Here is a 24,080-nt window from a genome sequence, read left to right as displayed (position 1 = left end):
GAAGAGGACCGGCGGTCGCGTCCGCCGGTTGTTACGTAGAGTGGGACGAAACGGTCACGCCCACGCAGTTCGGGTGTGGACGGCAGAACGGTGCAGTTGATCGCGGCGCGTCAGCGTCGCCGAGTGTTGGAGTGTGGCACGTGGGCATGCGGCCCCCCGCAGGATTACCGTCGTTGTCCAAACGCAGTCGAGTGCTGCTGGTGCTGGCGCTTGTCGTCGCTGCCCTGCTGCTGGTTGGCCCTCGCCTGATCAGCACCTACACGGACTGGTTGTGGTTCGGGGAAGTCGGCTTCCGCGGCGTCTTCACCAAGGTCCTCGTCACGAGGCTGCTCCTCTTCCTCGTGGTCGGCGTGGTGGTCGGTGGAATTGTCTGGCTCGCTTTGCTGCTCGCGTACCGCTCACGCCCCGTGTTCGTCCCGGTCTCAGGACCCAGCGATCCGGTGGCGCGGTACCGCACCACGGTGATGACCCGTCTGCGCCTGTTCGGGTTGGCCATCCCGATCGCGATCGGCCTCCTCGCCGGGCTGATCGCCCAGTCGAGCTGGGTCACCGTGCAGTTGTTCATGAACGGAGGCGCGTTCGGGGTCACCGATCCCGAGTTCGGGCTCGACGTCGGTTTCTACACGTTCGATCTGCCGTTCTACCGTTTCGTTCTCAACTGGCTGTTCGTCGCGGTGCTGCTGGCCTTCTTCGCAAGTCTGGTGACGCACTACATCTTCGGGGGGCTCAAGTTGGCCGGCCGCGGGGGCGCCCTCACCAATGCGGCCCGGGTCCAGTTGGCCGTGCTGGCAGGAACCTTCATCCTGCTCAAGGCGGTCGCCTACTGGTTCGATCGCTATTCGCTCCTGTCGAGTAGCCGCAAGGAACCCACCTTCACCGGCGGTAGCTACACGGACATGAACGCGGTGCTGCAGGCGAAGCTGATCCTGCTCGCCATCGCGGTGATCTGCGCCGGCGCCTTCTTCGCAGCACTCGTTCTGCGGGACCTCCGGATCCCGGCAATGGCCACCGCACTCCTCGTGCTGTCGTCCATTCTGGTCGGTGCAGTATGGCCCCTCGTGGTGGAGCAGTTCTCGGTGCGACCCAACGCGGCCGACAAGGAGAGCGCCTACATCGAACGCAATATCGCGGCCACCCGCCAGGCGTACGGCATCACCGACGACAAGGTCGAGTACCAGGACTATCAGGGGTACGGCACGCAGCCGCCACGAGATGTACCGGCGGACGTGTCGACCATCGCGAACACGCGCCTGCTGGATCCGAACATCCTGTCGCGCACCTTCACGCAGCAGCAACAGCTCAAGAACTTCTACGGCTTCCCGCCGTCGCTCGACATCGATCGGTACGACATCGATGGTGAGATGCGCGACTACATCGTCGCGGCACGTGAACTGTCGTCGAAGAGTCTCACGGGTAACCAGACGGACTGGATCAACAAGCACACCGTCTACACCCACGGCAACGGACTCGTCGCGGCACCGGCCAACCGGGTCAACGCTGCCGCGGGCGAATCCGCCGAGGAAGCGGCCAACAGCAACAGCGGCTACCCGGTGTACATGGTCAGCGACATCGCGTCGCAGCAGGCCGGAAACCAGGTCATCCCGGTCGAACAGCCACGTATCTACTACGGCGAGGTCATCGCCGACACCGATGCGGACTACGCCATCGTCGGTGGAGCCGAAGGTTCCGATCCTCGCGAGTACGACACGGACCAAGCGCGCTACCGCTACACCGGGGCAGGCGGTGTGCCGATCGGAAACTGGTTCAACCGGCTGGCCTTCGCAGCCAAGTACACGGAGCGCAACATCCTGTTCTCCGGTGCCATCGGCTCGGATTCGAAGATCATCTACAACCGTGATCCGCGCGAGCGCGTCACGCATGTGGCCCCGTGGCTCACCGCCGACGGCGATTCGTATCCGGCGGTCATCGACGGAAAGATCGTGTGGATCGTCGATGCGTACACCACGCTGGATAACTACCCATACGCGCAGCGCAGCTCCCTCGACGGACTCGTCGAGGACAGCATCGACCAGAACACAGGCCGATTGCTCCCGCGGAAAGAGGTGTCGTACATCCGGAACTCGGTAAAGGCCACCGTCGATGCGTACGACGGAACGGTCAAGCTGTACCAGGTGGACGACAACGATCCGGTGCTCGACGCCTGGATGGGGGTGTTCCCCGGTGCCGTCGAACCCAAGGACTCCATTCCCGAGGAACTGGGCGCGCACTTCCGCTACCCCGAGGATCTCTTCAAGGTTCAGCGCGAAATGCTCGCCAAGTACCACGTCGACGACCCGAAGGAATTCTTCACTAACAACGCCTTCTGGTCGGTGCCGAGTGATCCCACGATCGACACGAGCGCCAACCAGCCGCCGTATTACGTCCTCGTCGGCGATCCCGAAACCGGCAAACCGTCGTTCAATCTGACCAGTGCGATGGTGGGTTACAGTCGCGAGTTCCTGTCCGCCTACCTGTCCGTCAGATCGGATCCGGAGGACTACGGCAAGTTCACGATTCTCCAGTTGCCGACGGATACGCAGACGCAGGGTCCGCAGCAGACCCAGAACTCGATGATCTCCGATCCGCGGGTGGCGTCGGAACGAACCCTGCTCGAGCGTTCGAACAAGATCCAGTACGGCAACCTGCTGACTTTGCCCATCGCCGACGGCGGAATCCTGTACGTCGAGCCTATGTATACGGAGCGAAGTTCGACCGGCCAGAACACGTCGACGTTCCCGCAGTTGTCGCGAGTGCTGGTGAGCTACCGCGAGCCGCCGCCGAGTAACAGCGTTCGCGTCGGCTATGCCCCCACGTTGGCCCAGGCTCTGGACCAGGTCTTCGGCCCGGGTACCGGTGCGGTGGCCACGGCGCCCAGCGCGGAGGAGGGCACACCCCCTGACCCCGACGGGGGCACGCCGCCGGCCAGCCAGGGCGGGGCACCCGCGCCCGCCACACCTGCGCAGCCGCCGTCGTCGAATGTCGCGGGGGCCGTCGCCGAGTTGGACGCGTCCCTCGACGCGTTGACGGCGGCTCAGCGCAGCGGTGACTTCGCCGCATACGGCGATGCACTTGCTCGGGTACAGCGGGCGGTTGCCGCATACGAGGCAATCCCGAAGTAAGCCGTCCGGCCCACGAACGACGAGACCCTGTCATCCGAGCGGATGACAGGGTCTCGTCGTGTAGTTGTTCGATCAGCGCAGTGCGGCGATCAGCTGCGGGTTCGCATCGATCAGCTGCTGGAACTGCTGTCCGAGACCACTCTGCTCGGCGAGCTGACGCGCGGTGTCGAGGCCCTGCTGAGCGGTCGGCTGAGCCGGTGCGGGCACCTGGGCGGGAGCCGCGGTGACCGGTGCCGGAGCCGGGGTGGGCTGGGGGGCGGGAGCGGGTGCCTCGGCGACGTCGCTGCCGCCGGTGGTCAGGTACTGACCGCAGGTCGGCCAGGCTCCGGGGCCCTGGGTCTGGAGAACGTTCTCGGCGACGCGGATCTGCTCGGCCTTGCTGGCGCTGGACGCCGTGCCGGTACCACCGTTGGCCTCCCAGGTGCTCTGGGAGAACTGGAGACCGCCGTAGTAGCCGTTGCCGGTGTTGATGGCCCAGTTGCCGCCGCTCTCACACTGCGCGACACCGTCCCAGTTGTGGGAAGCGGCCGAGGCGGTACCGGTGCTCAGTCCGAGCGGGACGGCGACGACAGCACCTGTTACGGCGATCCAACCGAGGGCACGCTTGCTGAAGGTGGGATTGGTCATGTGGGGTAGATCCTCTCCGCGCTTGCTGGCGTGGCCGGCCTGCGGGCGACGTTCGTCGTTCCCGGCACGTCCTGGTTGCCACGTCCCTGCCCCTCGAAGGTTTCGGGGATTCCGAACCCGCGGGGCAGAGTTGTCAGCGGCGGGCCGGCTTTCGCCCGGTTGTTTCGGGCCGAGAGCGACCGTACGGGAGGTTTGCCGCCAATTCACCCGGCGGATTTCTGGTACGTCAGTCCAGCATCACGTCGGAGGATCCGGTAAATCCGCAGGTATACGCGGGTTGAGATCAATTCGGAGCCGCTTTGTTATCTACACGTTATGTGGTGCGTATCACCGGGTATTTGTGGAGTAGCTCACGTCTATGGTGCTCGAAACATGTTGTCCCCCAGTCGCGAGGCACACCCGCGATGCGGAAGATCCCTGCGTGCAGTCGCGCTGCACGCAGGGCACTTCCGTGATTCGAGAATGCGGGGAACGTGGGCGGGTCAGAGGTACTGACCGCAGACCGGCCAAGCGCCCGGGCCCTGAGTCGCCAGCACGTTCTCGGCGACGGCGATCTGCTCTTCACGCGAAGCGTTGGACGCGGTACCGGTACCGCCATTCGCCTCCCAGGTGCTCTGGGAGAACTGGAGGCCGCCGTAGTAACCATTTCCGGTGTTGATGGCCCAGTTGCCGCCGCTCTCGCACTGTGCGACTGCGTCCCAGTTGCCGGATGCGGCCGATGCCGTGCCGGTGCTCAGTCCGAGCGGCACGCCGACGACTGCTCCGGCGAGTGCGATTGCGCCCATGGTGCGCTTGACGATGCTGGTGTTGGTCATAAGTCTGTTTCCTCTCCGCAAAGTGCTGACGAAGTACGTCGCGTGCCGGCTGGTGTGCCGACCCTGGTCGATCCGTTTTCGTCCCCGCCCCCGAGGTGTCGGGATTTCCGAATCCGCGGGGGCAGGTCGAGCTGCGGCGGGTCGGCGTTGCCCGGTAGTTTCGGGCTGGCAACGAACGTACGCGTCGATCACGGAATGGTCACGGGCTCATTTTCTGTGACGATCGTCCAGATAGTGGGATGGCTAGCCGGTGTTTCCGCAGGTGGACGGTGAAGAATCGGTCACGGGGGCCGTTACAGAAAATCCATAAAGTGTGACGAGCATCATAACGTTTCGGTAACGCGTGTGACTGGCGACGTGCTGAAAGGTAGCCAGCGCCAGCGCGGGGACCACTTGTCGGTGCGCGTCCGCGGACAACCCCTTCGTCCCAGGTGCGTCCGGGACCCGCGCAAGACCCCACAGCGGCTATGAGTGACCGCGTACTGGTGTTCCTGGACTCGAGAGCATGCATGGCCGCGGTGGATGTCCAACGAGCGGCAGGCGCAGCCGCTGAGGCTACGAACAGGACCCCGCGAGATAGTGGGGGAGGGCGTCAGGATTCACCAGGATCGCCGCGTTCGGCGCGATTTGCTTTCCGTTTGTTCGCTCGTGTAACTTTGTTCATGCAGCGCGGGGTGGAGCAGCTCGGTAGCTCGCTGGGCTCATAACCCAGAGGTCGCAGGTTCAAATCCTGTCCCCGCTACCACTGAAGAACGGCGTCCTGGAACCCAGGGCGCCGTTCTTCGTTTGTCTGGATTGGGTCAGGGTTTCATCTCGCTGAGCGCTCTGCGGAGCAGCTTTCCAGTGGCGTTGCGGGGCAGTTCGTCGATGAAGACGATGTCACGCGGCACCTTGTACCGGGCGAGATTCGCTTTGATGTACGCCTTCATCTCCTCGGCATCCTTCGCGGACCCCGGCGCGGGAACGACGAATGCGCGGAGCCGATGACCGAAGTCGGAATCCTCGACGCCGATCACGGCGGCCTCGATCACGTCCTCCCTGTCGGCGAGGAGATTCTCGACTTCGAGGGGGTAGACGTTCTCGCCGCCGGAGACGATCATGTCGTCGTCGCGGCCGTCGACGAAGAGTAGTCCGTTGCGGTCGAAGTGTCCGACGTCGCCGGTGGACAGCAAACCGTTGATTCGTTCCTTGTCGCGGCCGTCGGTGTAGCCGGTGAAACTGAGACCGCTGGCCACGAATATCCGTCCGACCTGCTCCGGTTCGGTGACCCGTTGCCCCGCTTCGTCATACAGCTCGACGTGACAGGTGACCGGCGGACGGCCGGCAGTGCCGGGCGCCAACGCGAGATCGGCGGGTGTCGCCACTGTGGCAACGGCGACCTCGGTAGACCCGTACAGGTTGTGCAGCACCTGGCCGAACGCCGCGGTGGTGCGCTTGCACAGATCGGGGGACAACGACGACCCGGCCGCGAAGATGATGGTCAGGCTCGACGTGTCGTACTTCGACAGGGTGTCCGGGCCGAGGTCGACAATGCGCTGCAACATAGTGGGAACAACGACGAGAACGTCACAGCGGTGCTTCTCCACCAGACGAATCGTGTTCTCCGGATCGAACTTCCGGTCCATTACCACGGTCTGGCCGAGGGCGAGCGCGAGCGCGAACTGCGAGACACCCGTTCCGTGGAATGCGGGTGCGGCCATCATCATCGTCTGACCGCGCCGAAGGGGAACCCGATCGAGGAACTGGGCGGACGCCAGCGGCGAGGTGTGCCCGCGCGGAGCACCCTTCGGAGTGCCGGTGGTACCACTGGTGAGGAGAACGAAACCGCCGTCGGTGGAGGGCGCGGGGACCGGACCGTGGTCGATGCCGTCGATCAGATCGTCGAGGGTGCGGACCTCGGACGTGGAGCCGCCTTCGGCCCAGGACCGGTAGGAGATGACGTCATCGGGGAGTGCCTCGGCCACCTCGCGGAACTCGTCGTCGTAGACGAACGCCTCCACCTGCTCTCGGGCGGCGACGTCGACGAGTTGCGGTCGCGCGAATCCGGTATTCATCAATACCAGGCGGGTGCCGTTCTTGGCGGCGGCGAGCATGGTGAGGACCAGGCCACGGTGATTGCGGCACATGCATCCCATCACGGACCCCGGGGTGAGCCCTTCTGCCTGCCACGCGCGCACCAGAGCGTTCGACTGCTCGTCTATGTCGATGTAGGTGAGCGGACCCCGTTCGTCGATCAGCGCCACCGCGTCTAATCGAGCCTCGGCGTGAGCGTGTACCGGACCGGCGAACGGGCCGTACTTCCGGACCGCCAGCAGGGAACGAATGCCCTGGTCGACCCGGGGAAACGGCACGAGGCCGGAGCGGTTCATCACGCGAACGGCTCCCGCAGTGTCCGTGATTTTGGTGAGAAGGCGCTGAGCTGGCATGAGGACCCTTCCGGCGTGACGGATGTCATGTTCAGACTAGAGGACAGTCGGCGTCGTTCACTGCTGTTGCGGAGCCCGTTTCACAAGACTCCGGACACGAAGAAGCCCCCACCGCAGGTGAGCGCGGCGGGGGCTACACCCCTCGTGGAAGTTGGTCCTGAGCTGTTACTTCAGATCGGCGGACGACTTCCCGAGCAGACGGCGGGCCACGATCAGCTGCTGAATCTGCTGCGTGCCCTCGAAGATGTCGAGGATTTTGGAGTCGCGCGCCCACTTCTCGAGGAGCGGACGCTCGGAGTAACCCCACGTGCCGGCAAGTTCGACGGCTTTCAACGAGATAGCTGTTCCGGTGCGACCGGCCTTGGCCTTCGACATCGAGGCTTCGAGTGAGTTCGGCTTCTTGTTGTCGGCCATCCAGGTGGCGCGCAGCGACAGCAGGTAGGCGGCTTCCCAGTCGGCCTCGAGCTGCAGGAACTCCGCGGCGGCCGCGTGCTGATTGTATGCCGGGGTGTCGTAGGAGATCTCGACCCCTGCATCGGTGAGGATGTGGCGCAGTTCCTCGAGTGCGGCGCGGCCGAGTCCCACAGCCATGCCGGCGACGATCGGACGGGTGTTGTCGAACGTCTGCATGACGCCGGCGAAACCCTTTTCGACGTTCACCTCGGGCGTGCCCAGGAGGTTGTCCTTCGGGATCCGGCAGTCCTGCAACAGCAGTACGGCGGTGTCGGACGCCTTGATCCCCAGCTTGTGCTCGAGACGAGCGACGCTCAGTCCCGGTGCATCCCGGGGGACGACGAACGATTTGATCGCCGCCCGGCCTTTGGTTTTGTCGACGGTGGCCCACACGACGATGTGGGTGGAACGTTCGCCGGCGGTGACGAAGATCTTTTCGCCATTGAGGACGTACTCGTCACCGTCGAGCACCGCAGTGGTGGTGACCGCGGCCGAGTCGGACCCGAAGCCCGGTTCGGTGATGGCCATCGACGCCCAGACCTTGCCGAACCTTTCGAGCTGCTCGTCGGTGGCCACAGCGGCGATGGCCGAGTTGCCGAGTCCCTGGTAGGGAATGGCGAGGGTGAGACCCACGTCGCCCCAGCAGGTCTCGATCACGTTCATCAGCGAGGACATGTTGCCCCCGTTGACATTTCCGATGACCTTCGGCTCGTCGCCGCGCCCGAGGGCGGCACCTGCCGCGCCCTTGCCGGAGTCGTTGAGTCCCTCGACCATGGCAGCCATGGTGTCGAGTTCCTTGGGGTAGGCGTGCTCGGCAAGGTCGTACTTGCGGGAGATCGGCCGGAAGATTTCAGCCGCGACCTGGTGCGCCTGGTTCGCGGAGGCTTTGAGCTTCTTGGGAAGTTCGAGGTTGATCATGACTGTTTCCTTAGTTCGAATCCGGCCGCTCAGATCAGGACGATGCCCTCGGCGACGCCGATGGCGCGAAGGTCGCGGTACCAGCGCTCCACGGGGTGTTCCTTCGTGTAGCCGTGGCCGCCGAGCAACTGCACTCCGTCGAGACCGATTTGCATGCCTTTCTCGGAAGCGAGCTTTCGGGCGAGGGCCGACTCGCGGGCGAAGGAGAGTCCCTGCTCGGCGCGCGAGGCGCCGCGCAAGGTCACCAGGCGCAATCCGTCGAGCTCGATACCGATGTTGGCCACCATGAAGGCCACGGCCTGTCGGTTGCTGATCGGCTCACCGAATGCCACCCGCTCGTTCACGTACGGAATGACGTAGTCGAGCACGGCCTGGCCGGTGCCCACGGCGAGCGATGCCCAACCGAGGCGGGCGAGCCGGATCGCGTCGGCGTACTCGGACTTCCGCACGTCGGCATCGTTGTCGCCGAGCAGCGCCGACTCCGGCACCGCAACGTCCGTGAGCTCGAGGCGGCCGAGTCCGGCCGCGCGCAGACCCATGCTCGGATCGGCTTCGACGACGAGTCCCTTGGAGTCGGCCTCGACGATGAAGAATGACGGTTTGCCGTCCAATTCCGCTGCTACGATAAACAATTCGGACGTTGCAGCAGCCGGAACCAGGCTCTTGACACCGCTCAGCTTGTATCCGCTCGGGGACCTGACCGCCTTTGTCTGCAACGCGAAGGGATCGAAGAGCGCGCGCGGCTCGTTCACGACCACGGCGGCGTTGGGAACTTGCTCGCCGGTGAAGGCCGGAAGGTACGTCTTCTGCTGGGCGTCGGTACCCCACTGTGTCAGGGCCACGGCCACGCCACTGGGGGCGAGAATGGGCAGCGCGAGGCCCATGTCTCCGTGTGCAAGGGCCTCGGCGACGAGGGAGTTGGTGACGGCTCCGCGCTCACTGGCCGCGCCGTCGAGTTCCTCCGGAACGTTGATCAGGGTGATTCCGAGCTCGGCGGCGCGTTTCACGAGATCGGCGGGGGCGGCAGCGGCGGCGTCGGCATCGTGGCCTGCCGGGCGCAGGATCTCGGCCGCGAAGTCGCGCACCGTCTCGACGATCATCTGCTGTTCGTCGGTCGGGGTCAGGTCGAAGTAGCCCGCTGTCGCGCTCGGGTTGTCGGGGAGCCGTTTCGGTGCGCCTCCGCCGGACACCTTCTTGAAACCGCGGGTGGCGGCGCCGAGGGTTCGGAAGCCTGTCTTCGTGCCTTCGTAGGTCACCCGATCGATGGTCTGGCGCAGGTTGTACTTCTCGGCCAGGTCGGAACCCGTGATCTTGGTCAGCACCCGCATCGCGGCACCCATGGCGTCGCGTTTGACGGGGTTGAGTCCGACGGCGGAGGTGTCGCGGGGCTCCCGCTTTCCGCTGTCGTTGGGGGCAACAGTGTCTTGCTTGCTCATGATCACCAGCTGTTTCTCGGTGTTCGGGCGTGGACACGAGCTATCTTACTCAGCAGTAAGGTTGGTGTCTACTATTGAGTAAGTTCCGACGGTCACCCCGGGGACGACGAACGGCCCGGCCTGAACAATCAGGGCCGGGCCGTTCGTCTTCTGCGAGTCAGGGCATGTGTAGGCGGGGTAGGACCTCGTCGTGCAGCAGGCCGTTGGTTGCCACCGCGCTTCCGCCATGCGGCCCGTCGGCACCGGTGAGGTCTGTGAATCGCCCGCCCGCCTCCCGGATCAGTACGTCCAGCGGAGCAAGGTCCCACAGTGATACCTCGGGTTCCGCGGCGATGTCGACGGCACCCTCGGCGAGTAGGCAATAGGAAAAGAAATCGCCGAAGCCACGCACGCGCCACACCTCGTCGGTGAGGGCAAGGAACTGCTCGCGGATTCCGCGCTCCTTCCACCCCGACAGGCTCGAGAACGCGAGACTCGCCGATTCGAGCCGGTCCACCGCGGAAACGGAGATACGACTCGGCGCGGCGCCGCCGAACGAGGTCCAGGCACCGGCGCCCGCGGCGGCCCACCAGCGGCGGGCCAGCGCGGGAGCACTGACCACGCCGACGACGGGCACGCCGTCGTCGAGGAGGGCGACGAGGGTGGCCCACACAGGGACGCCGCGCACGAAGTTCTTGGTTCCGTCGATCGGGTCGACAACCCACTGACGTCCCGAGAACTGGGCATCGCCGCCGAACTCCTCGCCCAGCACGGCATCGCCCGGGCGCTTCGCCTCGAGTATCGTCCGGACCGCCCGCTCGACCGCGAGGTCGGCGTCGGATACCGGAGTCAGGTCGGGTTTGTCGTCGACCGCGAGATCGAAAGCGCCGAACCTGGCCGTGGTGATCGCATCCGCCTGATCTGCGAGACGGAGGGCGAGCTGGAGGTCGGCGTCGAGGTCGGTCACGGTCGCACAGGTTACTCGGCGGCGCCCGTTGTACAACGCTCGACCGACGTCGCGGGAAAGGGGTCGACGTCGGATGATCGGAAGGGGCGACGGCGGTCGCCAGCAGGGGTGGAATGGCCCGCAGAATTACCCGGTAACCTTGGGCACCGTGCATCCCGACGTATCTGCAGACCTAGGCGAGCTCGACACCACTCTCCGCACCGTCGAATCGGTGCTGGATGTGGAGGAGCTGCGTCGCCGCATCGACGAACTCGAACACCAGGCGGCCGACCCAGACCTGTGGAACGACCAGGAGCATGCACAGCAGGTCACCAGCCAACTCTCACACTCGCAGGCCGAATTGCGCCGCGTCGAGGAGCTGCGTCAGCGGCTCGACGACCTTCCTCTTCTCTACGAGCTGGCAGAGGAGGACGCGGGCGCCGAGGCGCTCGCCGATGCCGATGCCGAGCGGGAGTCGCTACGGGCGGACATCGAGGCCATGGAAGTCAAGACCATGCTGTCCGGCGAGTACGACCAGCGTGACGCGTTGGTCAACATTCGATCCGGTGCGGGAGGTGTCGACGCCGCAGACTGGGCCGAGATGCTGATGCGTATGTACATTCGGTGGGCAGAGAAGCACGGCTACGGGGTCGAGGTCTACGACACCTCGTACGCCGAGGAGGCCGGAATCAAGAGCGCGACGTTCGCGATCAAGGCCCCGTACACCTACGGCACCCTCTCGGTGGAGATGGGCACACACCGCCTCGTGCGGATCAGCCCCTTCGACAACCAGGGACGACGGCAAACGTCCTTCGCCGAGGTGGAGGTCCTGCCGGTCGTGGAAACCACCGACCATATCGATGTGAACGAGAACGACGTCCGCGTCGACGTCTACCGCTCCTCCGGTCCCGGTGGCCAGTCGGTCAACACCACCGACTCGGCGGTACGCCTGACGCACATCCCCACCGGAATCGTCGTCACCTGTCAGAACGAGAAGTCGCAGCTGCAGAACAAGGTGTCGGCGATGCGCGTCCTGCAGGCGAAGCTGCTCGAGGTCAAGCGGAAGGAGGAGCGCGCAGAGATGGATGCCCTGAAGGGCGACGGCGGTAGTTCGTGGGGCAACCAGATGCGTTCCTACGTGCTGCACCCGTACCAGATGGTGAAGGACCTGCGTACCGAATTCGAGGTCAACAATCCGTCGGCCGTCCTCGACGGTGACATCGACGGTTTCCTGGAGTCCGGCATCCGGTGGCGGATGCGCGAGACCCAGGCCTAGACGCCTATGGAGATCAGCGCAACCATGTTCGCTCCCACTCGAAATCTCTTCGACTGGCTCAGCTCCACAGGACTGGCCGTGTCGTTGACGGTGCTCGGTGCCCTACTGATGGCCAGACTCGTCAGCTGGGGCGGCGACAAGATCACCGACCGCATCGACAACAACTACATGCAGGGCGATGCCCTGGTCCGTTCCGAGACCACCAAGCACCGGCACTCGGTGGCTCAGGTGATCACCTGGGTGGTCATCACCATCATCTATGTCATCGCCACCATGAAGGTGCTCGATCAGCTCGGCTTGCCGATCGGCAGTCTCGTGGCACCGGCCACCGTCCTCGGTGCGGCGCTCGGTTTCGGTGCGCAGCGAGTGGTGCAGGACATTCTCGCCGGATTCTTCATCATCACCGAACGCCAGTACGGCTTCGGTGACACGGTCCGGCTCGCCGTCACCGGTGCCTCGGACGACGCCGAAGGTGTGATCGAGGATGTGACACTGCGGGTCACGCGGATGCGGAATTCAGACGGAGAGGTCATCACCGTCCCCAACGGACAGATCGTCAAGGCGATCAACCTGTCGAAGGATTGGGCGAGGGCTGTGATCGACGTTCCGGTTCCGGCTGCCGCCGACATCAATCAGGTGAACGAGGTTCTTCACCAGGTGGGTGTCGAAGCATTCGCGGACCGGGGACTCAAGAAGCTACTGCTCGACGAGCCGACGGTGATGGGTGTGGAACGCCTGACCGTCGACGAGGTGAGCGTTCGTATGGTTGCTCGGACCCTGCCGGGTAAGCAATTCCAGGTCGGGCGGGCTCTGCGGGTGCGCGTCGCCACAGCGATGCGTCGGCAGGGGATCACCGTGTCCCCGGACCTGCAGACCGTCCGGGCAGGGGAGGACGCGGGATGAGCGAGGAACCGAGGCGCGGACTGGATCGGGTCCTGCATTCACATCTCCTCCCGGCGAAGCTGTTCGGCGGGCGCGTACGGACATCGACGCTGGTGCTGTGCGTGCTCTGGGTGGTGCTCTACACCCTGTACACCTCACTCAATCCCCCCGAGGACAGCGGGCAGGCGCCCCCGCCGGCGCCGACGATCAGCACGCCCGTACCCAGTGAGGAACCAGCCCCGGTGACGACTCTGCCGTCGTCCACGTCGGAGACCCCGACGGAGACGACGGACGTCACCACCACCATCACAGCAACGACGCCCGAATCCACGCCGGGGTCGACGATGCCGTCGCAGAGCACGCAGCCCACGACGACGCTGCCCTTCGGGTTGCCGCAACTCTTCCCGGCTCCGGCAACACCGAGCCCCCCGACGACGATGTCGCCGGTACCGACTGCGCCCGGCTCGCAGACGGGGCGATGACGGCTCGACTGCGCGCCATTTGGTCACCGTTCGATAACGTCTAGACTGGCTCCTCGTGATCAGCGTCGAGAATGTGTCGAAGTCGTACAAGACCTCCACCAGACCTGCCTTGGACAAGGTGAGCGTCGAGGTGGACAAGGGTGAGTTCGTCTTCCTCATCGGCCCGTCGGGCTCGGGTAAGTCGACATTCATGCGCCTGCTCCTCAAGGAGGAGTCGCCGACCTCGGGCGACATTCACATCGCAGATTTCCACGTCAACAAGCTGTCGGCTCGGCGCGTGCCCAAATTGCGCCAGAGTATGGGCGTGGTGTTCCAGGACTTCCGGCTCCTACAGAAGAAGACGGTGTCGGAGAACGTCGCCTTCGCCTTGGAGGTGATCGGAAAGCCCCGCGCCATGATCGCGCGGACGGTCCCAGAGGTCCTCGAGATGGTCGGTCTGTCCGGCAAGGCGGACCGATTGCCGACGGAACTCTCCGGTGGTGAGCAGCAGCGCGTCGCGATTGCGCGGGCTTTCGTGAATCGCCCGCTGGTGTTGCTGTGCGACGAGCCCACCGGCAACCTCGACCCGGAGACCAGCCAGGACATCATGTTGCTGCTCGAGCGAATCAACCGCACGGGCACGACAGTAGTGATGGCGACGCACGACCATCACATCGTCGACTCGATGCGTCGCCGAGTGGTGGAACTGGACCTCGGAAGAGTGGTGCGCGACGAAGCCCGAGGTGTGTACGGCGTGGGGCGCTAGCCGCCCGCGCCTCCCTCGACGCCAGCCCCCGTCCGTAAGCGATTCGACGAAGGACTCCGATTTCCGATGCGTGCCAGTTTCATTTTCAGTGAGCTCCTCACCGGACTCCGTCGCAACGTCACCATGACGATCGCGATGATTCTCACCACTGCGATCTCCCTCGGGCTGTTCGGAAGCGGACTCCTCGTAGTGCAGATGGCGGGCAAGACGCAGCAGATCTTCTTGGATCGCGTGGAGGTTCAGATCTTCCTCACGGACGACATCTCCACCTCCGACCCCGGCTGCGAGGCGGAGATCTGCAGTTCCCTCCGCAAGGAACTCGACGAAACGCCGTCGGTGGTGTCCGTGGAGTACCTCAACCGGGACGACGCCGTGAAGGATGCGACGGAGCGGGTCTTCAAGGACCAGCCCGAGCTCGCTGCACTGGTCAGCCCGGACAGCTTTCCGGCGTCGTTCAAAGTGAAGCTCAGCGACCCCGAGCGGTTCGGCGTGATCAACGACCAGTTCGGTGCGCGTCCCGGAGTCGAGAGCGTGCTCAACCAGCGTGAACTGGTCGAGCGTCTCTTCAGCGTCCTCAACGGCGTGCGCAATGCGGCGTTCGCGATCGCCATCGTGCAGGCTGTCGCCGCTATCCTGCTGATCGCGAACATGGTTCAGATCGCGGCGTTCACCCGGCGGACGGAAGTCGGGATCATGCGGTTGGTAGGTGCGACCCGGTGGTACACGCAGCTTCCGTTCCTGCTCGAGGCGGTGGTCGCGGCCGTGGTCGGGGCAGTGCTCGCGATCGTGGGCCTCTTTACCGCGAAGAACATGTTCATCGACGACGTGCTGGCCGATGTGTACGAGGCAAACATCGTCGCCCGGATCTCCAACAGCGACGTGCTGTTCGTCTCGCCCGTCCTCCTGCTGGTGGGTGTGGGAATGGCGGCGGTCACCGCCTACGTGACGTTGCGGTTGTACGTGCGCGAATAATTCGGTTTGCTCCCTCTCCTATGCTGGAGAGACAACGAACTGTTCATGAACATCGCGGACTGAAAGGCCCGGAACGTGAAGGAAAAGGGCCGCAAGGTCATTGCGACCAATCGCAAGGCGCGTCACAACTACGCCATCATCGACACCTACGAGGCCGGCATCGCCCTCGTGGGAACCGAGGTGAAGAGCCTGCGTGAGGGAAAGGCGTCGCTCGTCGACGCCTTCGCCACCGTCGACAACGGCGAGGTGTGGTTACGGTCTCTCCACATTCCCGAGTACACCCAGGGCACGTGGACCAACCATGCGCCGCGGCGCACCCGGAAGTTGCTGCTGCACAAGCGCGAGATCGATCATCTCGTCGGAAAGACGAGGGAGGGAAATCAGACCCTCGTGCCGCTGTCGATGTATTTCTCGGACGGCAAGGTGAAGGTGGAGCTTGCGCTCGCGAAGGGCAAGCAGGATTACGACAAGCGTCAGGACCTGGCCAAGCGCACCGCCGAACGTGAGGTGACCCGCGAACTCGGACGACGAGTCAAGGGAATGCGCTGACCGGCATCCTGCTCGCGCTCGTAGCTGCGATCGGCTACGGCGTGAGCGATTTCGTCGGTGGCGTGGCCTCCCGGCGGGTAGCCGCTCTGCGGGTGGTCATCGTTTCGTATCCGCTGTCGCTGCTGATCGTGCTGGTGATCGCGCCGTTCGTCGCGGGTACCTTCACCACTTCGTCCGTCGTATGGGGCGCGGTCTCCGGTGTGGCCGGCGGTGTGGCCGTGTGGTGGTTCTATCTGGCGCTGGCGTCCGGACCGATGTCGGTGGTGTCGCCGCTGACGGCAGTTCTGGTGGCAGGCATCCCCGTTCTCGTCGGTCTCGGTTTCGGGGAACGGCCCGGATCGATTGCGTACGCCGGGATCGCCGTGGCGCTCGTCGCCGTCGTACTCGTCAGCCGTGAATCGCCTGACGAGACCGCCGGAGAGGTAGCGGGCGGGCGAGTGCTGGCTTTCACGAAGTCCGTTGCGATGCTGACGGTCGGTTCCGGTGTCGCGTTCGCCATCGCGTTCGTGGCGCTGCACCAGATAGGGGAGGAGGGCGGGTTGTGGCCCCTGGCCGTTTCGCGCGGCGCAGCGACGGCCGTCGTGTGGGCAGTGGCGGCGGCGTCCGGTCACTTCCTCCTGCCGCACGGGGAGCCGATGAAGCTCGCTGTCTACGTCAGTTTCCTCGATGTGGCGGCCAACGCCGCAATGCTCTATGCGTTCCAGGGCGGGTTGCTCTCTCTCGTCAGTGTGATCGGATCGCTGTATCCCGCAGCCACGGTGCTGCTGGCGATGGTGATGCTCGGCGAACGGGTGAGCAAGGTGCAACAGGCAGGGATGCTGCTGGCCCTGGCGGCCGTCGGAATGATTGCCGTGGCCAGCTGAAATACCGTCGCCGACACTCGGGACGAAAACCGGGATGAATCCGGAGCGGGTACGCGTTACACTAGGTGGCCCCGCGAGACTCGTGGGGCACGTACGGGGCTGAACGGTTTCGACTGCGTACGTTGAGGTAGGGGAAGCGTGTCGGTGCAGGCAAGAGACCACCGTAAGCGTCGCTGCAAACATATAAGCGCCGATTCCAATCAGCGCGACTACGCACTCGCTGCCTAAGTAGCGACTGCGTGTCTGTCAGTCCGGGTTCGCCCTCGGCCCGGGTACTGGCATCAGCTAGAGGGCTTTACCGTTCGACTCGGTCGCGGAGTCGAACGGGACAACCAACAGCGACTGGGATCGTCATCCTGACTTGTTTGCGAGACTGGGAGATCCAAGTAGAGACATAGCAAACTGCACACGGAGAAGCCCTAGCTTTGCTGCGTAGGACCCGGGTTCAATTCCCGGCAGCTCCACCCAGGATCCGGGCCGGACACCACACCAGGTGTCCGGCCCGGATCTTCTCGTGTGGCGTGCGGTGCCTACCTCACGGAACCACGGGCACCGTCAGCATCTGTCCGGGGTCGCCCGTGGTCACCGTCACTCGGGCCGGGGTGAGACCGCCTCGAAAGTTGTTGTCGGCCCCGCTCAGCGCGACGCGCAGTCGATGGCCGGGTTCGAATCGGTGGACGATCGCGGACAGCGTGATCTCGACCACCGAGTCGGTCGTCAACACGCGTGCGGGCGTGACGAGCCCCTCGACGGTGGTAGCCGTTCCGTCCGGTCTCACGTCGTAGATCTTCGCGAAGACGACCGGCGGGGTGCTCGCACCCAGCCGGACCCGCAGGACAGGACTCCCCACTACGTCGAACGGTGCGGCGAAAGGCTCCGTTGTCCACTGTGCTTCGCTGCCGGGGCGCTGGAGCGGCGGAAGACCGCCGACGTGCATCATGCTCGGTGGTGCGAGCCCGGTCGGTAAGCCGCCGGCACCGGTCGAGAAGGACTGCTGTCCCGCAACGACGGACTGCGGTTGTGGGATGAGCTCGCTGTCACCCGACAAGTGCAGAGGTGTGGGCATGCCCACCGGGAACGTATCCGATGTCGCATACGCGGGGCCGGCGATTCCGTCGTATGCCACCCACGGACGGAAGTAGGAGAAAGCGGGTCCGCTGTCGACGGGGGCGCCCCGGAGATGGTGATCGAGCCACGCCATTATCCGCATAGGCACATATTGGGTCCTGGCATCGGGTCGCTTGGCGTCGTAGTCTCCGGGAGTGTGCGCGAGGGAGCCGTGTCCCCAGCGTTGCCAGATCATCGAGACCGGAGTGCCTTGTCCGCGGAGGGCGTCGAACGTCGCCGACGCCTCGCCCAGGTCGAACAGTGTGTCCTGCTCGCCCTGGATCAACAGAACGGGGATCCGAATACGGCTGACGTAGGAGGTCACCGAGACTTCACGGAATCGCCGGACCGATTCCTCGTCGGGGATACCTTGTGCGATGGCGTTCGTGAACGCCGGGCAGACCCAGGGCTCGAAGTTGGGGCACCCGTCTGCCCGAGCCGGATCCGACTGGTAACCCGCGGCTCCGGGCGAAATCACTCCCTGGGTGAAGAATCCGGCTGTCCACAGCAGTTTCGCCGCCCCGGGAACTGACGAATCGACTCCGGTGGTCTGTTCGGCACCGTTGGGAGCCATCGAGTGGGAAAGATCGTTCCAGGTGATCATCGGCACGATCGTGTCGATTCGGGGGTCGACTGATGCTGCGGCGAACTGGACCGCCCCGCCGTAGGACGCACCTGTCATGCCGACGCGGGGATCGCCAGGCTCGTCGAGAATCACTCGGTCGAGCGGCGTTTCGGGCCTGGTGAAGCCGGGATCGGCGAAGGCGATGCCCTCGCTCCCGCCGAGATAGCTCACCAGTGCGCGGGCCGCCCTCCCATCGAACTCCGGATGATCGAGGGTGATCTTGCAGGAGGAACCGCCGAAGCCGAGACCGGAGTACGCGAGCACGACATAGCCGCCCTCCGCATACATTCGGGCCGAGTTCACGAGGTCGTTCTTCGAACCACCGAAACCGTTGGTGGTCAAGACCGCTGGAGCTCGGGATTCGGCCGTCACCCCGGTCGGAACGTACAGGTCACCCACCACGACGCATCGCTCGTCCTCGTCCGGCCCCACGCTCACATCGAAATACAGGGTCCGGACGCTCACGTCCGTCGGCCCCGCCCCGGCAGGAACGGCGCCGATCGGAGTCAAGACGACCGTCGACGCCAGAACCGTGCACCATGCAGTCACAACCGATTTCCGCAGCATCATCGAACCCCCGTGACACGATGTGTTGTGGAAATCACGCTATCGCTCCAGGTGAGGATGCGCGGGCCCGAGCACTCGGTTCGGCAGAGTTGTAGCCGGATCGTGTCCGGGACGGAAGGAATGCCGGTGGCCGTATCGAAACCCGTGGTCGTGGTCGCAGCGGGAGGCGCACTCGGTGCCACCGCGCGATACCTGCTGGCCGAACAGTGGCCCGGCATCTGGACCATCCTGGTCGTCAACGTCGTCGGTTCACTGCTTCTCGGATACCTCGCCGAGATGCTCGGGCCGGACCGGATGTTGCGGCTTTTCCTCGGAGTCGGTGTCCTCGGCGGGTTCACCACCTTCTCGACCTTCGCCGTGGACGCAGTGGGGGAGGACGCCGGACGCGCCGCGCTCTATGTGACGGCCACCCTGCTGCCCGCACTTCTCGCGGCGCGACTGGGCATGCTCGTCGGCCACCGCCGTCGTCGGGCCCGTGGAGCGATCGCATGACGCTGCTCCTCGTTGCGCTCGGTGGTGGGCTGGGATCCGCCGTGCGCTACCTGACTGCGCGCTACGTCGTGGCGTACCGTAGCTTCCCCGTCGCTACGTTCGTGGTGAACATCGCCGGTTGCCTGATTCTCGGAATGCTGTCGGGGGCAGCGATGTCTGCGCACCTGTTCGCGTTGTTCGGCACCGGTTTCTGCGGTGGCCTCACCACCTACTCCACCTTCGCGGTCGAATCCGTCGGACTTGCGCGTATCCGACATACCGTCACCTCACTCCTCTATGTGGCCGCCAGCGTCGCCGCCGGCCTGGGCGCCGCCTGGCTCGGCTTCCGATGCACGTACTGATCGCGGACTCCGCCGTGAGGGTGCAGGATGGGATCGGTAAGTCGAGTAGGTCATCGTCGAGTTGGAGGAGGTCTCGTGGCGCACGACAGGGCGGGTCAGGTGGCACTGCCGGAGGATCTCGTAGACATCGCGCACCTGGTCACCGCGTACTACAGCCGTGTGCCCGATCCCGAAAATCCCTCGCAGCAGGTGCTGTTCGGGACGTCCGGGCACCGCGGCTCGAGCCTCGACTCCGCGTTCAACGAGGCCCACATCCTCGCCACCACACAGGCCATCGTCGAATACCGGGCATCGCAGGGCATCGACGGTCCGCTGTTTCTCGGACGCGATACGCACGCGCTGTCGGAGCCTGCCTGGATGTCGGCTCTCGAGGTGCTGGCCGCCAACGACGTGACGGTGCTCATCGATTCACGGGACCGCTACACTCCGACTCCCGCGGTCAGCCACGCCATCCTGCGTTACAACAGCAGCCGTCCCGAATCCGAGGCGGACGGGATCGTGGTGACGCCGTCCCATAACCCGCCGCGCGACGGCGGATTCAAGTACAACCCACCGCACGGGGGTCCCGCGGGCTCGGAGGCCACGACGATCATCGCCGACCGCGCCAACGAACTGCTGCGCCGCGATCTGTCCGGGGTGAAGCGCACGTCCTCGGAGCGGGCCTTCCAGCGCGCCGAGCGGTACGACTTTCTCCGGTTCTACGTCGACGACCTGCCGAGCGTGCTGAATCTGGATGCCATTCGCAGTGAGAAAGTGCGGATCGGCGCCGATCCGCTGGGCGGTGCGAGTGTCGACTACTGGGGTGTCATCGCCGAGACACACCATCTCGATCTCGAAGTCGTCAACCCGCTCGTGGACCCCACCTGGAGGTTCATGACCCTGGACACCGATGGCAAGATCCGCATGGACTGCTCGTCTCCGGATGCCATGGCGTCCCTGATCGGAGCACGGGATCGCTTCGACATCGCCACGGGTAACGATGCCGACGCGGACCGGCACGGAATCGTCACTCCCGACGCGGGACTGATGAATCCCAATCACTATCTCGCCGTCGCCATCGACTACCTGTTCGCCAACCGCCCGGGATGGGGTCCGTCCGTTCAGGTGGGCAAGACACTCGTCAGTTCGTCGATGATCGACCGCGTGGTCGACAGCCTCGGCCGCGACTTGCTCGAGGTCCCGGTGGGTTTCAAGTGGTTCGTTCCGGGACTCCTCGAGGGTTCGCTCGGATTCGGTGGCGAGGAGAGCGCGGGGGCATCGTTCCTGCGACACGACGGCCGGGTGTGGAGCACCGACAAGGACGGGATCATCCTCGCGCTGCTGGCCTCGGAAATCACGGCCGTCACCGGTAACACACCGTCGGTCCGGTATCGGCAGCTGGCAGAGCAGTTCGGCAGTCCCGCGTATGCGCGCATCGACGCGCCGGCGACGCGGGAGCAGAAAGCGGTGCTGGCGAGGCTGTCGCCGGAACAGGTGACGGCGACCGAGCTCGCCGGGGAGACCATCACGGCGACGCTGACCACTGCTCCGGGAAACGGGGCACCGCTGGGAGGGTTGAAGGTGACCACGGCCAACGCGTGGTTTGCCGCCCGGCCGTCGGGGACCGAGGACGTCTACAAGATCTACGCCGAATCCTTCGAAGGTCCCGAGCATCTCGCACAGGTGCAGGCAGCAGCCAAGGAACTGGTGGCCGATGCGCTGAGGTGACCCCGGGGTGAGTGCTGGTTTGTCGGTGGCTGCACATAGCATCGAATTCCAATGAACACTCGTGCAGCTGGGCTGCTCTCCGGGAGCAAACCCCGACTTCCCTCGGAAATCTGGGTGCTGGTGTCGGCCAGTTTCGTCATCGCCTTGGGATTCGGCATCGTTGCACCGGCGCTGCCGCAGTTCGCGCGTAGCTTCGATGTCAGCGTGACGGCAGCGACCGTCGTGATCTCGTCGTTCGCCTTCATGCGGCTGGTGTTTGCTCCACTCAGTGGCGGGCTGGTGCAGAAGTTGGGGGAGCGGCCGGTCTACATAACCGGCCTGTTGATCGTTGCGGCGTCCACGGCGGCCTGCGCCGTGGCAGGCGACTACTGGCAGCTGCTGATCTTCCGCGCCCTGGGCGGTATCGGCTCCACGATGTTCACCGTGTCCGCAATGGGTCTCGTCATCCGGATCGCACCGATCGACAGTCGCGGCCGCGTGTCCGGGTTGTACGCGACGAGTTTCCTGCTGGGCTCGATCAGCGGACCGCTCGTCGGCGGGCTGCTCGTCGGGTTCGGTCTGCGAGTCCCGTTCGTCATCTACGCCATCGCCCTCGTCATCGCAGCCGCAGTCGTCTTCGTCAGCCTGAAGGGCTCGCATCTCACAGCACCCGACGCCACCGCCGTCGGAGCAACCATGACCCTCCGGGAGGCGCTGGGCTCCTCGGTCTACCGCGCAGCGCTCGGCTCCAACTTCGCCTTCGGTGGGGTGATCTTCGGCGTGCGGATCGCGATGGTTCCCCTGTTCGTCGTCGAGGCACTGCACCGCGAGGAAGCGCTCGCCGGAATCGCCCTCGCTGTGTTCGCCGTCGGCAACGCGCTGGTACTCATCGTGTCGGGAAGGCTGTCCGACACCTACGGCAGGAAGCTCTTCGTCGTGCTCGGTCTCCTGGTGTGCGGGGCGAGCACCGTCGGCATGGGTCTCAGCGAGGACCTTCTCGTGTTTCTCGTGCTCTCCGGTGTCGCAGGTGTCGGTTCCGGCATCATGAGTCCCGCCCAACAGGCAGCCGTGGCGGATGTGGTGGGTGCGAAGTCGCGTGGTGGTCCCGTGCTCGCCACGTTCCAGATGGTCGCCGACGTGGGCGGCGTCCTCGGGCCGGTCGGCGCCGGTCTGCTCGCCCAGCACCTGTCGTACGCGGTCGCCTTTGCCGTCACCGGCGGTGTGATGCTCGTCGCCGCGGTTGGCTGGTTGCTGGTGCCCAACAAGCCGGCCCCCAAGGTGTCGGTCGAAGCGCTCTGATCGGCGGCGTCTGTACTCTCGTTCCGGTGTGGATCAGGATTGTCTCCCTCGTCGCCCGCGTGTCTCTCGCCGCCGTCTGGCTCGTCTCCGGCGCGCTCAAGGTGGCGGATCCCGCACAAACGACCATCGCGGTCCGCGCTTACCAACTGCTCCCGGAAGAACTCGTCCGTCCCGTCGCGAACGCCCTGCCGTTTTTCGAGATCGCCCTCGGATTACTGCTTCTGATCGGACTCGCGGTTCGCGCGACTGCGGCGGTGTCGGCGGCGCTCTTACTCGTCCTCGTCGGCGTCATCATCTCGGTGTGGGCGCGTGGCCTGTCCATCGACTGCGGATGTTTCGGTGGTGGGGGAGCAGCCGACGTCGACGGCTGGGACTACACCAAGGAAATCCTGCGGGACCTCGGGTTCCTCGCGCTGGCGGCATGGTTGGTCGTATTCCCGCGAACACCATTCGCCCTCGGGCTCGGCTCCCGGGCACCTTTCTCAGTGGCCCCTCAGCCGACGATGGCAGAGTGAGCAACTGGTAAATCGATCCGACGTCGAAGGACTGCATCCACGTGAGCTCGAAGAACAAATACAACCCGCAGCCGGAGTCCAGCCGGTCCACCTACATCCTCGGTGGGCTTGCCGTACTCGTCATCGCAGCCCTCGTGATCGGCGGCGTGATCTGGCAGAACAACCGAAGCAAGCCACGTAACGAAGGCTACGGGGGAGTGCAGAACTCCGAGGTCCAGGTGTCGATCCAAGACAACGGTGTCGTACTCCTCGGCCGTACCGACGCAGCCACCACGATCGACCTGTTCGAGGACCCGATGTGCCCGTACTGCGCCGAGCTGGAGAACAAGAACGGGCAAGAACTGGCGAAAGCGATCGACGATGGGAAAGTGGCTGTCCGCTACCACATTCTGAACTTCCTCAACCAGCTCTCGGCGAGTGGCGATTACTCCACCCGCGCCGTCGCTGCGTCACAGTGCGTCGCGGAAACCGGTGATGCGTCGGCGTACTCGGACTTCCATGCCGCCCTGTTCGCGCCGGAGAACCAGCCGGCGGAGAACGGCGACTCCGACCATTCCAACGAGGAACTGGCACAGATGGCGCGCGACGCCGGAGCGTCCGACGACGCTGCGCAGTGCATCACCACCGGTGCGAAGGTCGACCAGGCGGCGATCGACGCGGAGGCAGGTCGTCAGGCGCTGAGGGCGACCGGGGCGACGGGCACCCCGGCAGTGGTCGAGGACGGAACCGTGATCGACGCACTCTCGGACGAGAACTGGGTGTCCCAGCTGTAGGCGGCTCCGCCGCCCGTGCGTGGTTGACGAGTGTCTGGACTCCTGTGTGTGCTCAGGACATCGCGAACACTTGATGTCTCAGGACATCGTGAACACTGAGCGGCTCATCCCTGGGATCCTCGGGGATGAGCGGAACAGGGTTTTCGATGGATCCAGAGTTTGTGTCCGCGATCGTCCGGGTGGCACG

General features: G+C 64.9%; 20 protein-coding genes, 1 tRNA gene, 1 other RNA gene and 1 pseudogene. 16 read left to right on the top strand and 7 right to left on the bottom strand.

The features are described 5' to 3' along the window. Positions 1-140 precede the first annotated feature (140 nt). Positions 141-3,119, top strand: coding sequence for a UPF0182 family protein (locus NOF53_RS19825; RefSeq protein WP_255971879.1), 2,979 nt, complete (start codon positions 141-143; stop codon positions 3,117-3,119). A gap of 72 nt (positions 3,120-3,191) precedes the next feature. On the opposite strand, the gene NOF53_RS19820 is transcribed toward NOF53_RS19825, so the two are convergent. Together NOF53_RS19820 and NOF53_RS19815 are read right to left on the bottom strand one after the other, a co-directional pair. Further along, positions 3,192-3,746 (bottom strand): transglycosylase family protein, encoded by a 555-nt coding sequence (locus NOF53_RS19820; RefSeq protein WP_255971877.1) that lies wholly within the window; start codon positions 3,744-3,746, stop codon positions 3,192-3,194. A 485-nt stretch (positions 3,747-4,231) separates the two neighbouring features. After that, positions 4,232-4,561 (bottom strand): annotated as a pseudogene (locus tag NOF53_RS19815) (transglycosylase family protein); the annotation flags it as partial. Between the two features lie 668 nt (positions 4,562-5,229). Here NOF53_RS19815 and NOF53_RS19810 point away from each other — a divergent pair. Continuing rightward, positions 5,230-5,306, top strand: a tRNA-Met gene (locus tag NOF53_RS19810). A gap of 55 nt (positions 5,307-5,361) precedes the next feature. On the opposite strand, the gene NOF53_RS19805 is transcribed toward NOF53_RS19810, so the two are convergent. The 4 genes from NOF53_RS19805 to hisN all read right to left on the bottom strand — a co-directional run bounded on the left by NOF53_RS19805 (position 5,362) and on the right by hisN (position 10,740). Further along, positions 5,362-6,987: an acyl-CoA synthetase gene (locus NOF53_RS19805; protein WP_255971875.1), complete on the bottom strand. Its 1,626-nt coding sequence runs from the start codon at positions 6,985-6,987 to the stop codon at positions 5,362-5,364. Positions 6,988-7,152: 165 nt separating this feature from the next. Beyond that, positions 7,153-8,358: an acyl-CoA dehydrogenase family protein gene (locus NOF53_RS19800; protein WP_255971873.1), complete on the bottom strand. Its 1,206-nt coding sequence runs from the start codon at positions 8,356-8,358 to the stop codon at positions 7,153-7,155. Between the two features lie 29 nt (positions 8,359-8,387). After that, a complete protein-coding gene (locus NOF53_RS19795) occupies positions 8,388-9,800 on the bottom strand; it encodes an acyl-CoA dehydrogenase family protein (RefSeq protein WP_255971871.1) in 1,413 nt (470 codons plus the stop codon). Between the two features lie 151 nt (positions 9,801-9,951). Continuing rightward, positions 9,952-10,740 (bottom strand): histidinol-phosphatase, encoded by a 789-nt coding sequence (gene hisN, locus NOF53_RS19790; protein ID WP_255971870.1) that lies wholly within the window; start codon positions 10,738-10,740, stop codon positions 9,952-9,954. Between the two features lie 148 nt (positions 10,741-10,888). On the opposite strand from hisN, the gene prfB reads away from it, so the two are divergent. The 8 genes from prfB to ssrA all read left to right on the top strand — a co-directional run bounded on the left by prfB (position 10,889) and on the right by ssrA (position 16,955). Further along, a complete protein-coding gene (prfB, locus tag NOF53_RS19785) occupies positions 10,889-11,995 on the top strand; it encodes a peptide chain release factor 2 (protein WP_255971868.1) in 1,107 nt (368 codons plus the stop codon). 6 nt (positions 11,996-12,001) lie between these two features. Then, the gene (locus NOF53_RS19780; RefSeq protein ID WP_255971866.1) at positions 12,002-12,898 is read left to right on the top strand and encodes a mechanosensitive ion channel family protein; all 897 of its coding nucleotides are present in this window, start codon (positions 12,002-12,004) and stop codon (positions 12,896-12,898) included. Further along, entirely contained in the window at positions 12,895-13,359 is a 465-nt protein-coding gene (locus NOF53_RS19775) for an Rv3103c transmembrane domain-containing protein (protein WP_255971864.1), read from the top strand. The genes NOF53_RS19780 and NOF53_RS19775 overlap by 4 nt, the downstream gene beginning before the upstream one ends. A 55-nt stretch (positions 13,360-13,414) precedes the next feature. Continuing rightward, a complete protein-coding gene (gene ftsE, locus NOF53_RS19770) occupies positions 13,415-14,104 on the top strand; it encodes a cell division ATP-binding protein FtsE (protein ID WP_109331159.1) in 690 nt (229 codons plus the stop codon). A 66-nt stretch (positions 14,105-14,170) separates the two neighbouring features. Next, positions 14,171-15,076 (top strand): permease-like cell division protein FtsX, encoded by a 906-nt coding sequence (ftsX, locus tag NOF53_RS19765; protein WP_255971862.1) that lies wholly within the window; start codon positions 14,171-14,173, stop codon positions 15,074-15,076. A gap of 75 nt (positions 15,077-15,151) precedes the next feature. Then, positions 15,152-15,625, top strand: a complete 474-nt coding sequence (smpB, locus tag NOF53_RS19760) for an SsrA-binding protein SmpB (RefSeq protein ID WP_109331155.1) — start codon at positions 15,152-15,154, stop codon at positions 15,623-15,625. Beyond that, on the top strand, positions 15,622-16,488 hold the full coding sequence (locus NOF53_RS19755) for an EamA family transporter (protein ID WP_509908954.1): 867 nt from the start codon (positions 15,622-15,624) through the stop codon (positions 16,486-16,488). Before smpB ends, NOF53_RS19755 begins: the two co-directional genes overlap by 4 nt. Before the next feature lie 95 nt (positions 16,489-16,583). Then, positions 16,584-16,955, top strand: a transfer-messenger RNA (tmRNA) gene (gene ssrA, locus NOF53_RS19750). A gap of 68 nt (positions 16,956-17,023) precedes the next feature. Here the strand turns inward: ssrA and NOF53_RS19745 are convergent. Continuing rightward, the gene (locus tag NOF53_RS19745; RefSeq protein ID WP_255971859.1) at positions 17,024-18,769 is read right to left on the bottom strand and encodes a CocE/NonD family hydrolase; all 1,746 of its coding nucleotides are present in this window, start codon (positions 18,767-18,769) and stop codon (positions 17,024-17,026) included. Between the two features lie 138 nt (positions 18,770-18,907). On the opposite strand from NOF53_RS19745, the gene NOF53_RS19740 reads away from it, so the two are divergent. The 6 genes from NOF53_RS19740 (at position 18,908) to NOF53_RS19715 (ending at position 23,893) form a co-directional block, all read left to right on the top strand. Next, positions 18,908-19,279, top strand: a complete 372-nt coding sequence (locus NOF53_RS19740; RefSeq protein WP_255971857.1) for a fluoride efflux transporter FluC — start codon at positions 18,908-18,910, stop codon at positions 19,277-19,279. Further along, positions 19,276-19,620: a fluoride efflux transporter CrcB gene (gene crcB / locus NOF53_RS19735; protein ID WP_255971855.1), complete on the top strand. Its 345-nt coding sequence runs from the start codon at positions 19,276-19,278 to the stop codon at positions 19,618-19,620. Before NOF53_RS19740 ends, crcB begins: the two co-directional genes overlap by 4 nt. Positions 19,621-19,695: 75 nt before the next feature. Further along, a complete protein-coding gene (pgm, locus tag NOF53_RS19730; protein WP_255971853.1) occupies positions 19,696-21,327 on the top strand; it encodes a phosphoglucomutase (alpha-D-glucose-1,6-bisphosphate-dependent) in 1,632 nt (543 codons plus the stop codon). A 51-nt stretch (positions 21,328-21,378) separates the two neighbouring features. Continuing rightward, entirely contained in the window at positions 21,379-22,605 is a 1,227-nt protein-coding gene (locus NOF53_RS19725; protein ID WP_255971851.1) for an MFS transporter, read from the top strand. 26 nt (positions 22,606-22,631) lie between these two features. Further along, a complete protein-coding gene (locus NOF53_RS19720; RefSeq protein WP_255971849.1) occupies positions 22,632-23,120 on the top strand; it encodes a MauE/DoxX family redox-associated membrane protein in 489 nt (162 codons plus the stop codon). A gap of 41 nt (positions 23,121-23,161) precedes the next feature. Beyond that, positions 23,162-23,893: a DsbA family protein gene (locus tag NOF53_RS19715; RefSeq protein ID WP_255971847.1), complete on the top strand. Its 732-nt coding sequence runs from the start codon at positions 23,162-23,164 to the stop codon at positions 23,891-23,893. The last annotated feature ends 187 nt before the right edge of the window (positions 23,894-24,080 follow it).

It is taken from the genome of Rhodococcus tibetensis, from assembly GCF_024438035.1.
Classification (GTDB): Bacteria; Actinomycetota; Actinomycetes; order Mycobacteriales; family Mycobacteriaceae; genus Rhodococcus_F; species Rhodococcus_F tibetensis.
Note: the sequence above shows the minus strand (reverse complement) of the source record. Positions and strands in the feature narration are given on the sequence as shown.

Bases quoted from the DNA above. Each gene is read 5' to 3' on its own strand.
- NOF53_RS19820 (WP_255971877.1), bottom strand. From the start codon at position 3,746: ATGACCAATCCCACCTTCAGCAAGCGTGCCCTCGGTTGGATCGCCGTA.
- NOF53_RS19805 (WP_255971875.1), bottom strand. From the start codon at position 6,987: ATGCCAGCTCAGCGCCTTCTCACCAAAATCACGGACACTGCGGGAGCC.
- NOF53_RS19800 (WP_255971873.1), bottom strand. From the start codon at position 8,358: ATGATCAACCTCGAACTTCCCAAGAAGCTCAAAGCCTCCGCGAACCAG.
- NOF53_RS19780 (WP_255971866.1), top strand. From the start codon at position 12,002: ATGGAGATCAGCGCAACCATGTTCGCTCCCACTCGAAATCTCTTCGAC.
- NOF53_RS19775 (WP_255971864.1), top strand. From the start codon at position 12,895: ATGAGCGAGGAACCGAGGCGCGGACTGGATCGGGTCCTGCATTCACAT.
- ftsX (WP_255971862.1), top strand. From the start codon at position 14,171: ATGCGTGCCAGTTTCATTTTCAGTGAGCTCCTCACCGGACTCCGTCGC.
- NOF53_RS19740 (WP_255971857.1), top strand. From the start codon at position 18,908: ATGCCGGTGGCCGTATCGAAACCCGTGGTCGTGGTCGCAGCGGGAGGC.
- crcB (WP_255971855.1), top strand. From the start codon at position 19,276: ATGACGCTGCTCCTCGTTGCGCTCGGTGGTGGGCTGGGATCCGCCGTG.
- NOF53_RS19725 (WP_255971851.1), top strand. From the start codon at position 21,379: ATGAACACTCGTGCAGCTGGGCTGCTCTCCGGGAGCAAACCCCGACTT.